The 12,279-nt window shown below is 68.0% G+C and carries 12 protein-coding genes; 10 read left to right on the forward strand and 2 right to left on the reverse strand.

Annotated elements, in window-relative coordinates:
• Positions 1–235 precede the first annotated feature (235 nt).
• From egtA to egtD, 4 genes are read left to right on the forward strand one after another with little or no spacing between them, the layout of a single operon-like run.
• On the forward strand, positions 236–1,459 hold the full coding sequence (egtA, locus tag BW971_RS10725; protein WP_076479340.1) for an ergothioneine biosynthesis glutamate--cysteine ligase EgtA: 1,224 nt from the start codon (positions 236–238) through the stop codon (positions 1,457–1,459).
• Positions 1,456–2,814, forward strand: a complete 1,359-nt coding sequence (gene egtB / locus BW971_RS10730) for an ergothioneine biosynthesis protein EgtB (RefSeq protein ID WP_076479342.1) — start codon at positions 1,456–1,458, stop codon at positions 2,812–2,814. The genes egtA and egtB overlap by 4 nt, the downstream gene beginning before the upstream one ends.
• 9 nt (positions 2,815–2,823) lie before the next feature.
• Positions 2,824–3,609, forward strand: a complete 786-nt coding sequence (gene egtC, locus BW971_RS10735) for an ergothioneine biosynthesis protein EgtC (RefSeq protein ID WP_076479344.1) — start codon at positions 2,824–2,826, stop codon at positions 3,607–3,609.
• A 3-nt stretch (positions 3,610–3,612) separates the two neighbouring features.
• Positions 3,613–4,596 carry an L-histidine N(alpha)-methyltransferase gene (egtD, locus tag BW971_RS10740; protein ID WP_076479346.1) on the forward strand — a complete coding sequence of 328 codons (984 nt, stop codon included), beginning with the start codon at positions 3,613–3,615 and terminating at the stop codon, positions 4,594–4,596.
• A 10-nt stretch (positions 4,597–4,606) separates the two neighbouring features.
• Here the strand turns inward: egtD and BW971_RS10745 are convergent, their stop codons facing one another.
• Entirely contained in the window at positions 4,607–5,209 is a 603-nt protein-coding gene (locus tag BW971_RS10745) for a lipocalin family protein (RefSeq protein WP_076479431.1), read from the reverse strand.
• Complete coding sequence (locus BW971_RS10750; protein WP_076479348.1) at positions 5,209–6,582, reverse strand: NADP-dependent succinic semialdehyde dehydrogenase; 1,374 nt, start codon at positions 6,580–6,582, stop codon at positions 5,209–5,211. Before BW971_RS10750 ends, BW971_RS10745 begins: the two co-directional genes overlap by 1 nt.
• Positions 6,583–6,787: 205 nt before the next feature.
• Here BW971_RS10750 and BW971_RS10755 point away from each other — a divergent pair, with 205 nt between their 5' ends.
• From BW971_RS10755 to BW971_RS10780, 6 genes are all read left to right on the forward strand, one after another.
• Positions 6,788–7,651, forward strand: coding sequence for a sensor domain-containing diguanylate cyclase (locus BW971_RS10755; RefSeq protein ID WP_076479350.1), 864 nt, complete (start codon positions 6,788–6,790; stop codon positions 7,649–7,651).
• A gap of 103 nt (positions 7,652–7,754) precedes the next feature.
• Positions 7,755–9,383, forward strand: coding sequence for an L-aspartate oxidase (gene nadB, locus BW971_RS10760; protein WP_076479352.1), 1,629 nt, complete (start codon positions 7,755–7,757; stop codon positions 9,381–9,383).
• Positions 9,384–9,409: 26 nt separating this feature from the next.
• Complete coding sequence (locus BW971_RS21690; RefSeq protein ID WP_200799410.1) at positions 9,410–9,577, forward strand: hypothetical protein; 168 nt, start codon at positions 9,410–9,412, stop codon at positions 9,575–9,577.
• Positions 9,574–10,062: an SRPBCC family protein gene (locus tag BW971_RS10770; protein WP_076479356.1), complete on the forward strand. Its 489-nt coding sequence runs from the start codon at positions 9,574–9,576 to the stop codon at positions 10,060–10,062. The genes BW971_RS21690 and BW971_RS10770 overlap by 4 nt, the downstream gene beginning before the upstream one ends.
• An 83-nt stretch (positions 10,063–10,145) precedes the next feature.
• Positions 10,146–11,828, forward strand: coding sequence for an alkaline phosphatase D family protein (locus BW971_RS10775; protein WP_083709701.1), 1,683 nt, complete (start codon positions 10,146–10,148; stop codon positions 11,826–11,828).
• A 134-nt stretch (positions 11,829–11,962) separates the two neighbouring features.
• The coding region (locus BW971_RS10780; RefSeq protein WP_200799411.1) for a cbb3-type cytochrome c oxidase subunit I at positions 11,963–12,279 on the forward strand (317 nt) is incomplete at its 3' end.

Below are 12,279 nucleotides of genomic sequence, written 5' to 3' on the forward strand. Positions count from 1 at the left end.
GTCTTTCCTTGAACTTCGTACTGGTGATTCCGTTCCATCGTGTGTGTTACGACTGTGTTAATCAACCTCGTGAGCTGTGACTTTGCTGACGGCCGATGCCGACGACCACGTCGGATCGCGAAAAAGGTGGCGCTGCCCTCGACAAGCCGGTTGAGTTGATGAGGTCCGTAGCATCGAGGACGAACCAGCATCTCCGTCGTGCCGCGCACGGCGCTCGAAGCGAATCGAAGGTTGCATGCACACCGATCTGCATTTCAGCAGCCGGCCCGCCGCCGCGGCATACCTCGAGAAGGTGTGCTTCAAGCTCGGCCCACCGCGGCTCGTCGGTGCGGAGGTCGAGTGGTTCACCCATTCCCGCACGGGCGCCCGCCCCGACCTCGCGACTCTGGCCGCGGCCCTCGGCCCGCACGCGCCCACCTCGATCGCCCCCGCCTCGCCCCATCTACCGCTTCCGGATGGAAGCGTCGTATCCGTCGAACCCGGCGGGCAGGTAGAGCTCTCCAGTGCTCCCCGCCCCGCTCACTCCTCCCTCATCGACGCGGTGACCGCCGACGAACGCCACCTCGCCACTGTGCTCGCCACCCACGGACTGCGGATGTCCGGAGGCGGAGCAGACAGTGGTCGGCCACCGCTACGAATCCTGCCCACCCGGCGCTACGAGCTGATGGAGCGGCGGTTCACCCGATTCGGCCCCTTCGGCCTGCAGATGATGGCGAACACCACTGCCGTACAGGTATGTCTGGATGCCGGCGCCGACCCCGCCGAGGTGAACCGGCGGTGGCACACCCTGCACGTCATCGGTCCCGCCCTGGTTGCCGCATATGCGAATTCGCCGCGATTGCACGGAGACGACGACGTGTGGATGTCGCAACGGATGCGATGTTGGTTCAATCTCGACCCGCACCGCACCGGCATACCCACCGTCACCGACCCGACCACCCGCTATCCGGAATGGGCCCTCGACGCACCGTTGCTGGGCATCGGCACGCCCGAGGGCCTCGTCGAACCACCCGCCGACGCCACTCTGGGCGACTGGGTGGAAGGTCACCTCGACGAGGTCGTCGACCGTCGCCCCACCACCGCCGATCTCCACCACCACCTGACCACGCTGTTCCCGATGGTGCGACCCCAGGGCCATCTGGAGGTGCGCTACCTCGACGGACAACCCGACGGTCGCTGGCACGTCCCGGTTGCCGTCATCGCCACCCTGCTGCACGACCCGGACACCGCAGCCGAGGCGACCGCGGTGGCCTCGGTCGGCGCCGACCTCTGGTACGACGCCGCGCACTGCGGTCTGGAGTCGGAACAGTTGCGCGACATCGCGACACAGCTGCTGACCCTGGCCGCCGACACAGCAACCGGTGACGAGTCCACGTTGTTCGGGGCGGAGGCCCGCCGGTGCGCCGACGGCCTGCCCCCGAGCGCATCCACGCCGATCAGAACGGAGTTCGCAGGATGAGCATCACCGATGACCGCGCCGGCCGGCAGGCCGCCGACGACGTCGAGCACCTCAGGGACCGGGTCGCGCGAACCCTGCAGCGGGCCCGGACGCGCACCGAGCTGCTCACCGACTCCGTCGACGATGCCGACCTCGTCGCGCAGCACTCGTCGATCATGAGCCCGCTGGTCTGGGACCTCGCGCACATCGGAAACCAGGAAGAACTCTGGCTGGTCCGTGACGTCGGGGGTCGCGAATCGGTGCGCGCCGACATCGACGAGATGTACGACGCCTTCAAGACGCCGCGCAAGAACCGGCCCGCGCTGCCGCTGCTCGATCCGACGCAGGCACGTGCCTACGTCCGATCCGTGCGCGACGAGGCCCTCGACGTGCTCTCCAACACCCGATTCGCCGGAAATCGTCTGGTGGAGGGCGGTTTCGCGTTCGGCATGGTCGCCCAGCACGAACAGCAGCACGACGAGACCATGCTGGCCACCCATCAACTGCGGGTCGGTGCGCCGGTTCTGCACGCCCCGCCGACACCGCGGCCGGCCACCTCGCTGCGTCCGGGAGCCGAGACCGTCGTCGCGGCGGGGACATTCGAGATGGGCACCTCGGTGGACCCGTGGGCCCTGGACAACGAACGTCCCGCCCACACCGTGGACGTGCCCGCCTTCGCGATCGACACGTTCCCCGTGACCAACGGCCAATATCTCGACTTCATCGCCGACGGTGGCTATGACCGCCGCGAACTGTGGTCCGAGCGGGGGTGGCAGCACCGCGTGGAGGCGGGGTTGACCGCACCGCAATTCTGGTACTCAGACGGTGACGGATGGGGTCACGACGTGTTCGGGCAGCGTGGTCCGGTGGACCCCGACCGACCGGTCGTGCACGTCAGCTGGTTCGAGGCCGACGCCTGCGCTCGATGGCTCGGCAAACGCCTGCCCACCGAGGCCGAGTGGGAGAAGGCGGCGCGCTGGGATCCGACGTCGGGCTCGTCGCGCACCTACCCCTGGGGTGACGAGCACCCGGAGGCCGGTGTCCACGACCGCCGCGCCAACCTCGGCCAGACGCACCTCGAGCCCGCCGCGATCGGTGCCTACCCCGACGGTGCGTCGGCGACCGGTGTGCAGCAGATGATCGGCGACGTCTGGGAGTGGACGTCGTCGGACTTCCACTCCTACCCCGGATTCCGGTTCTTCCCCTATGCCGAATACTCGGAGGTGTTCCACGGCGGCGACTACAAGGTCCTCCGCGGCGGATCCTTCGGCACCGACCCGGTGGCCGTCCGCGGCACGTTCCGTAACTGGGACCACCCCATCCGGCGGCAGATCTTCGCGGGCTTCCGCTGTGCCCGCGACGTGGTGGCCGGATGACGGGACGCCATGTGTAGGCATCTCGCCTATCTCGGACCGGCACGAACGATCTCCGACGTGCTGACCACGGGATCGCACTCGCTGCTGGAACAGTCGTGGGCGCCGAACGACATGCGATGCGACGCGGTGATGAATGCCGACGGGTACGGTGCCACCTGGTGGTCGCGATCCGGTACCCGCAGTCACCGGTCGCAGCAACCCATCTGGAACGACCCGGCGGTCAGCGAGGTGCTCACCGAGGTGTCGTCGACCGCGGTGGTCGCCGCCATCCGTTCGGCGACCATCGGTATGCCGATCACGCATACCGCGAATGCCCCGTTCAGCGACGGCACCTGGGCTTTCAGCCACAACGGGGTGGTCCGAGACTGGCCGGAATCGTTGGCCGCACTGGGCGAATCGGTCCCGGCAGTCGACTGGATGCGGACGCCCGCGGCCACCGACTCGGCGTCGTTGTGGGTCTTGTTGCAGCACGCCTTGCGTACCCGCCCGCCCGACGTCGCACTCCGCGAACTCACCGAGGAGGTGCTGGCCGCCGCCCCGGGATCACGGCTGAACCTGCTGCTCAGCGACGGCACCACGGTGTGGGCCACCGCAGTCCACCATTCGCTGTCCGTCCGTGTCGACGACACCTCGGTGTGGGTGGCCTCGGAACCTCTGGGTGCTGCCACCCCCGGGAACACCACCGAAGGGCAGTGGCGGTCAGTCCCCGACGGATCGTTTGTCACCGCCACCATAGGCGAGCCCGTCGTCCTCTCTGCCGTCGGCGAACCCGCCCCCGTTTACACACAGGAGTAGCTGTTGTCCGCACCGTCGCTCGACATCCGAATCACCGACGCCGACATCGAGGACTCGTTGCGCGCCGACGTCCTCACCGGACTGTCGTCGAGTCCGAAGACGCTACCGCCCAAGTGGTTCTACGACGCGCGCGGTAGTGAACTGTTCACCGACATCACGGCACTGGCGGAGTACTACCCCACCAGGACCGAACGGTCGCTGCTGGAGCGGCACGCCGGTGACATCGCCGCCGCGGCCGACGCCGAGACCATCGTCGAACTGGGTTCGGGCTCGTCGGAGAAGACCCGGGTGTTGTTGCGCGCCGCTGTCGACCAGGGTGCGTTGAACACCTACGTCCCGCAGGACGTCTCGGAAAGCGCGCTCGCGCAGGCGGTCACCGAACTCCAGACGGAGTTCCCGACACTCCGGGTACACGGCATCGTCAGCGACTTCACCCACGCCATCCCCGCGCTCCCGCACTCGGGCCGACGGATGATCGCCTTCCTCGGCGGCACCCTGGGCAATCTGAACCCGGTCGAGCGCGCGGAGTTCCTCGGGGCCCTGGCGGGGTCGCTGGACGACGGCGGCACCCTGCTGCTCGGCGTCGGGCTGGTCACCGACGTCGACGTCATGGAAGCGGCCTACGACGATGCCGACGGGGTCACCGCGGCGTTCGACAAGAACGTGCTGACCGTGCTCAACGGTCGTCTCGGCGCGAACTTCGACCTCGACGATTTCGAGCATGTGGCGGTGTGGAACCCCGAGGATGAGTGGATCGAGATGCGGTTACGCGCGCGCCGCGATCTCACCGTGCGTGTCGACGACCTCGATATCGACGTGCCGTTCAGCGCCGGGGAGAGCATCCGTACCGAGATCTCCGCCAAGTTCCGCCGCGACGGCATCACCACCGAACTCGCCACCGCGGGATTCCGGGTGGCCGACTTCTGGACGGACCCGCGGGAACGCTTCGGTCTGATCCTGGCCGCTCGCGATCAGCGCTCCCACTGAGGTGTTTCGGTCACAGGGTGCAGAGCGGCCGGATGCCGATGACCCCACCGGGAACCGAGGTGGGTGAGGTGAGGAACAGGCAGTCGGAGTACCCGCGGGACCGGATCACCGATCGGATGGTCCGCCACTGCGCGGCGCTGACGGTGGCCGATCGCGACAGCACGAAGCCCGACACCCGGATCGGGTCGCCGACCAACGCCCACGAGTAGTCCGGCGCGATGTACGTGACGATGTAGTTGGGCGGGCCTGTCTTCGAATCCTGGAACGGGACACCGGGGAAGCTGACGTGCAGCTGTGCACCGGTGCGGGTGTCCACGACCCGGGCGTTGCCGTCGATCCCGCTGCGGGTGCCGTTGTAGCGGGTGCAGCGGTTCCGCACGCTGATGTCGGTCTTGTCGACCAGTCCGTAGGTGGCGACGGTGTCGCGTGCGCACTCGAGGTTGAACGGCTGCGGCACGGCGGCCACCTGATTCCACGCACCCAGGTAGCGTTGTGCGTCGAGTTTCGGGATCGGTTGTAGGAACTGATATCCCGGCGCGCCGGTCGCGGTCGCAGTGGACACCCCCAGGGCGGTGAGCAGCCCCAACAGCACGACGGTAGCGATGCGGCGCATCAGCCGACCCACACGGTCTTGAGGTTGCAGAACTCGTGCATCCCATGACGCGTCAGTTCGCGACCGTGACCGCTGTCCTTGACCCCGCCGAAGGCCAACTCCGGGTACGAGGTGGTCATCCCGTTGACGAACACCTGCCCCGCCTCGAAATCATCGATACACCGCTCGATCTCATCCGGATCTGTGGTCCACACATTGGATCCGAGTCCGAAGCGGGTGACGTTCGCCAACCGCACCGCCTCGTCGAGGTCGGCGGCCTTGTAGACCGCGGCCACGGGGCCGAACACCTCCTCGGCGTACAGGTCCATCTCCTCGGTGATGCCCGCGATCACCGTGGGCGGGTAGAACCAGCCCGGTCCGTCGGGCACCGTGCCGCCCAACAGCACCTCGGCTCCCTTGGCCACGGCATCGTCCACCAGGTCGATGACGTCCTGACGCCCCTGTTCGGTGGCCAGCGGGCCCACGGCGGTCGACTCGTCGGTGGGGTCGCCGACCTTCTGTTCCCCCATCCGGGCGACGAACTTCGCGATGAAGTCGTCGTACACGTCCTGGTGCACGATGAAGCGCTTCGCCGCGATGCACGACTGACCGTTGTTCTGGCACCGCGCGGTGGTGGCGGTCTGCGCCGCCTTCTCGAGATCGGCGGACGGCAACACCACGAACGGGTCCGAACCGCCGAGTTCCAACACCACCTTCTTCAGCGCCTCCCCCGCGGTGCGGCCGACGGCGCGTCCGGCGCCCTCGCTGCCGGTCAGGGTGGCTGCGGCGACCCGACTGTCCTGCAGGATCGCCTCGATCTGCGAGGAGGAGACCAGCAGGGTCTGGAAGGCGCCCTTCGGCAACCCCGCACGCGTGAACAGGTCCTCGAGGTAGAGCGCGGTACGGGGCACGTTGGACGCATGCTTGAGCAGGCCGACATTGCCCGCCATCAACGATGGCGCGGCGAAGCGGATGACCTGCCAGAGAGGGAAGTTCCAGGGCATGACCGCCAACACCACTCCGAGCGGCTGGTAGCGATGGAAAGCGCGCGACGCACCGACGGCCCCGGCGTCGGCGGCCTCGTCGGCCAGGAAGTCGGCACCGTGGTCGGCATAGAAGCGGAGACCCTTGGCGCATTTGGCGATCTCGGCCTTGGACGCCGACAGTGTCTTGCCCATCTCGGCGGTCATGGTCCCGGCGAGGGTGTCGACCTCGGCGTCGAGGATGTCCGCGGCGGAGCGCAAGCCGTGCGCGCGTTGGGCGACATCTGTGCCGCGGTACTCGACGGCCACGCGTGCGGCGGTCGCGAGGCGTGATTCCACCTCGGCATCGGTCAATGCGTCGAACTCCTCGAGCAGTTCACCGGTGGCGGGGTTGATGGAGGCGATGGCCATGATCTTCTCACTCCTCTGTGTGATCAGACGGCTGTGAACACCTGCGGGTTCGACTCGTGCTGATTCGATCCCGGACGTGTCCAGTATGCACGCACCTCGACGTGCCGATCCGAACTCTGCGAGCTCCCCTTGCACCGCAAGGCCGGTGGTGCACGCGCCATGTGTACTAGGGTGGCGACAACCGTTGAATGATCGGAGCAACGTCGTGGCCTCATCGCGCGAGTACGCAGCGCATGCGCTCGTCGAGGTGTTCGATGTGCCGGCCGCGGTTTACGATCACGACGATGTCTTCGTCGCCACCAATGGTGCGTTCTCGTTGAATCTCGGTTATCTGCCAACGGATCTCGACGGCGTCGCGGTGGAATCGGTCATGCACCCGGAGTCCGTCATCGAGCGCAGGCGTGACCTCACGCGGCTCGCTGGCGGCACCAAGGGCTCGCTGCGAGCGGAGCGCAAACTCGTGTGCGCCGATGGGTCGGTCGTCGAATTGACGATCTTGAAGACACGCGTCACGGTGGAAAATGAACCGATGCTGTTGGTCTGCGTGGAGGATTCACATCCGCTGACCGGAGACATCCCCGAGGACGAATGGTGGGAGAGCACCCACGATCCACTCTGTGGGTTGCTCAATCGGCAGGGCATCTACGAACGCATCGAATCGCACGACAGCTTCCTCTTCCCAGCCAGCCTGTCCTCCATCGAACTCACGAATTTCGAGGGTATCGCCGCGCGTCACGGTCGGCAGGTGCTCGAGGAGTACGTCATTCGGTTCTCCGAGATCCTGCGCGGCATCGCCCGGATGCATTACGGGATCTGCGCGCGATGGTCCGTCGATCAGTTCGTGTTGATGGTCCCGATGGACGAACAGTGGGATGCCAATCTGGCGGTGGCCACGTTACGGGAGCGCTCGCTGAAGACGTCGTCGGGTGCGATGCCACCGGCCATCGCCGTCGGTGGGGGCCGAGCCGAGAATCCCGATCAGTTCGCGGAGGCGCTGTCGTTGGCGGAGAAGCTGATGCACAGTGCTCGGCAACGGGCCGCACGGTCCGGCGACAACGACTTCGACTGACCGGGCCGCGCGGTAGGACGCGTCGGCACTGGACTGCACAAGGTTTTCGACTTAGAGTCGAAAATTAATTCCCCGCGGGGACCCTCATCAGCAGGAGTATGTCGTGGCCGCACGCACAACAGGATGGTCCGCGGACCTCGTGGTGGTCGGGGCCGGGGTGGGTGGCCTGACCACCGCGGTCGCCGCGGCCGAACTCGGCCTACGGGTTGTGGTGGTGTCCAAGGCGCCGAGGGTGCCTCGGGAACCCGGGACGGCGACCCATTACGCGCAGGGCGGTATCGCGGTGGTGGGACCGGGTGACTCGATCGATGCGCACCTCGCCGACACCGTGGCCGCCGGTGCCGGACTCACCGATCCGGTTGCGGCACGGTCGATCCTCGCCGAAGGGCCCGCCGCGGTGGCCGAGCTGATCGGCTGGGGCGCCCGCTTCGATCTCGACCGCCGGGGTCGGTTGTCGCGGACCCGGGAGGGAGGTCACGGTGTCCGCCGGATCGTCCACGCCGGCGGTGATGCCACCGGTGCGGCCGTGCAACGCACCCTCACCGAGGCGGTGACGCGGTGGACGACAGTCGGATCGGAGTCGTCGGGTTCGGTGCGGGTGATGTTCTCCACCACGGTCACCGGCGTACTGCGTGCCGACGACGGCGCCGTGGTCGGTGTCACCGTGATCGATCACGCGGGAGCCGTGGCCACGGTGGCCGCCCCGACCACCGTGTTGGCCACGGGAGGGTCGGGCCACCTGTTCGCGGCGACCACCAACCCGGCGGGCGCCACCGGAGACGGTGTTGCGCTGGCATTGCACGCCGGTGCCGAGGTCGCCGACCTGGAGTTCGTCCAGTTCCATCCGACGATGCTGTGGACACCCGCTGGGCGGCGGGGTAGGCGCGCCCTGGTCAGCGAGGCCGTCCGTGGCGAGGGTGGGCGACTGGTCGACGCCCACGGCCGCGCGGTGACCGCCGACGTCCCCGGTGGTGACCTCGCACCGCGCGACGTGGTGGCCCGTGCGGTGGATACGGCCATGCGCCGTACCGGTAGCGACCACGTCTTCCTCGACGTCGGCGCGATCAGCGGGTTCGAGGAGCGTTTCCCCACCGTCTCGGCGGGTGTTCGGGCGGCCGGACTCGATCTCGCCGGGGGGCGTATCCCGGTGCAACCGGGCGCGCATTACCAGTGCGGCGGGGTGGTGGTCGACGAAGGCTGTCGGACCGCGGTGTCCGGACTCCTCGCGGTCGGCGAGGTGGCGCGGACCGGCCTGCACGGTGCCAATCGACTGGCGTCCAACAGTCTGTTGGAGGGGTTGGTGACCGGGTTACGGGCGGCACGAACCGCAGCCGATCGCGCCGGTGGCCGCACCGCGGTCGCGGCGGGCGATCTGATGGAATCCGCTCCACGACTCGACCGCCGTGCGCTGCAGGATGCGATGAGCGAGGCCGCCGGATTGCGCCGCACCGGCGTCGAACTGGACGCGCTCGCCGGGGCGTTGTCCGAGGTGGAGTCGCGCCCGTTGCGCACCCCGGGCGACCACGAGGACGCGGCGCTGCTGTCGACCGCTCGCGTGGTGGTCGCCGCCGCACTGGCCCGGACGGCCTCACTGGGCGGGCACCACCGCGCCGACGGGCGCGGCGACCCGGACCTGCGGTCGACCGCGGTGCGGTTACGCGACGGTGATCCGCACATCGTTCCGCTACGCAGACCGGCATCCGGCTGCGTGGCGGCACGTACGGTGGGGTGACCGGCCGTTCATCCCAGGAGGCGAACATGACCTTTCCGCACGAGAACGAGGAATCATCCGTCGACGACTCGGCGGAACTGGCCGAGGAGGAGCGCGTCTACGAGGCCGCCGAGGACGCCAATCCCGATGACGACTATCACGGCAATCGCGACCACGCGGTCGGCGGCGGGCAGGGAACGGCCGACGGTCAGTGAGCGAAGACCGCATCGAGGTCGACCGCCACATCGTCGCACCACCCGACGAGATCTTCGCCGTGCTGACCGACCCGCAGGGTCACGTCGCGATCGACGGCTCGGGCATGCTGATGTCCGCCGACGGCCGTCGGGTGGCCACCGCGGGTGACTCGTTCGTGGTGCACATGGACCGCGAGGCGCTCGGCGATCTCCCGATGGGCCTCTACGACGTGGACGTCACCATCTTGACGCTGGAACCCGACCGGGAGATCTCCTGGACCGTGGTGGGCACGGTGCGCCCGCCCATCGGCCACGTGTACGGCTACCGGCTCGAACCCGAGGGCGACGGCACCCGGGTCACGTCGTTCTACGACTGGTCCGACATCCGTGAGGACTGGCGAGACAAGGGTGTGTTCCCCGTGGTCCGACCGGAGTCGTTGTCGGCGACGTTGGGGATCCTGGCCCGGACGGTCGCCCGCGGTTATCCGCTGGCCACGGCACGCTGATCCGGGCGAGTACACCGACTGTTCATCCGACGAGGCGGCTGCTCCGCTTGACGTGTCCCGCAGGTGCGGGTGGAATTCCGGCGGTGTCCGAAGAACCGTCGCGACCCGATCCCACGCTGACCCGGCGACATTTCCTGCAGGCGTCCGGTGTCGCCGCCGCGGGCGTCCCCGCCACCGTCGCCGCCGCCTCGTCGGTCACCGACGTCCTGGCCCACGCCGACCCGGGTACCGGTGCGTTCCGGCACGGCATCGCCTCGGGTGACCCCACCCCGGATGCGGTGATCATCTGGACGCGCGTCACCCCCACCCCACAGGCGACCCCCGGCTCGGGTGTCGGGCCCGACGTCGCGGTGCGGTGGGTGGTGACAACCGATCCCGAGCTGCGGTCCGTCGTACGCAGCGGCACCGTCCTCGCCACCGTCGCCGCGGACCACACCGTGAAGGCCGATGTGGCCGGTCTCGCCCCGGCCACCACCTATCACTACGGGTTCTCGCTGCCCGACGGTCGTCGGTCGGCCACCGGCACCACCCGTACGGCGCCGGCCGCCACCGCCGACGTCGCCCGGCTGCGTTTCGGGGTGGCGTCCTGCGCGAACTGGGAATCGGGCTATTTCGCGGCCTACCGCCATCTCGCGGCCCGCCGCGACCTCGACGCGGTCATCTTCCTCGGTGACTACATCTACGAGTACAGGACCGGTGGATACACCGGTAAGTACGGCGTGATCCGGCCCTACGAGCCGCGTAACGAGCTGGTCTCCCTGCGGGACTACCGGACCCGGCACGGGCAGTACAAGGCCGATCCCGATCTGCAGGCCGCGCACCTGCGGGTTCCGTGGATCTGCACCTGGGACGATCACGAGTTCGCCAACGACGCGTGGGACACCGGTGCGGAGAATCATCAGCCGGCCACCGAGGGCAGTTGGCAGAGCAGGCGGGACGCCGCCCAGCGCGCCTATTACGAGTGGATGCCGGTCCGGCCGGCCGGGACCCCGAACAACCGACACATCTACCGGCGCCTGCGTTTCGGGAGGCTGCTCGAGCTATCGATGCTCGATCTGCGCACCTACCGGTCGCAGCAGGCCACGTCCACCAACGGCGCCCGGGTCGACGCTCCCGATCGCACCATCACCGGCGCCGACCAGATGGCCTGGCTCACCGGTGGCCTGGTCACCTCCACCGCGCAGTGGAAGGTCGTCGGCAATCCGGTGATGATCACCCCGACGCTGCTCCCACCGCTGGAACCCCGGACCACGGCCGCGTTGACGCAGATGTTGGGCCTGCCGCGGGGCGGGGTCACCTACAACGCCGACCAATGGGACGGTTACACCGCCGACCGCGATCGGTTGGTGGGTGCGCTGCGCGATCATCGGGTGCGTGACACGGTCTTCATCACCGGTGACATCCATTCGTCGTGGTCGTGCGACGTCCCGGTCGACGCGGCGAACTACCCCGGCGCGGGCACCGTGGCCACCGAGCTGGTGGTCACCTCGGTGACCGCGGCGAACATCGACGATCTGACCAAGACCCCGGAGGGGACCGCGGGAGCCGTCGCGGGCGACGCGCTGTCGGCGTTGAACCACCACGTCAAGTACGTCGACCTCGATCGCCACGGGTACGGGGTGTTCGAGGTGACCCCGGCAGGGGTACAGATGGATCACTGGCACCTGGTGGCCAAGGAGGATCCGCGCTCGGGTATTCGTCTGGATGCCTCCTGGCGGGTCGACACCGGTACCCAGCGCGTGCGCCCGGCGCGACCACTGGTCTGAACGGATCTTTCTCGCCCGGCTCAGCTCTGGGGCTGTTGGGGCTTAGGATCGAGGAAACCGACCGTATCCCGGCCCAGCCGCGACCGCAGTGAGTCGGCGTGACCTGGCGTGATCGGGCGTGATGAGGAGGATTCGTGACAGCTGTTGAGCAGCCGGTGTCGGTGGTGCCGGAGCGGCCGTTTCCGGCGCGGTCGGGGGCCAAGGGTTCGTTTGTGTACAAGATGGTCACGACGACGGATCACAAGACGTTGGGGATCATGTATTTGGTCGCGTGTTTTGTGTTCTTTTTGATCGGTGGGTTGATGGCCTTGTTGATGCGTGCGGAGTTGGCGCATCCGGGGATGCAGTTTTTGTCGACGGAGCAGTTCAATCAGTTGTTCACCATGCATGGCACGGTGATGTTGTTGATGTATGCGACGCCGATCGTGATCGGGTTCGCGAATGTGGTGTT

Source organism: Williamsia sterculiae (assembly GCF_900156495.1).
In the GTDB taxonomy this organism is placed as follows: domain Bacteria; phylum Actinomycetota; class Actinomycetes; order Mycobacteriales; family Mycobacteriaceae; genus Williamsia_B; species Williamsia_B sterculiae.

Bases quoted from the DNA above. Each gene is read 5' to 3' on its own strand.
- egtA (WP_076479340.1), top strand. From the start codon at position 236: ATGCACACCGATCTGCATTTCAGCAGCCGGCCCGCCGCCGCGGCATAC.
- egtB (WP_076479342.1), top strand. From the start codon at position 1,456: ATGAGCATCACCGATGACCGCGCCGGCCGGCAGGCCGCCGACGACGTC.
- egtC (WP_076479344.1), top strand. From the start codon at position 2,824: ATGTGTAGGCATCTCGCCTATCTCGGACCGGCACGAACGATCTCCGAC.
- BW971_RS10745 (WP_076479431.1), bottom strand. From the start codon at position 5,209: ATGCGCCGCATCGCTACCGTCGTGCTGTTGGGGCTGCTCACCGCCCTG.
- BW971_RS10750 (WP_076479348.1), bottom strand. From the start codon at position 6,582: ATGGCCATCGCCTCCATCAACCCCGCCACCGGTGAACTGCTCGAGGAG.
- BW971_RS21690 (WP_200799410.1), top strand. From the start codon at position 9,410: ATGACCTTTCCGCACGAGAACGAGGAATCATCCGTCGACGACTCGGCG.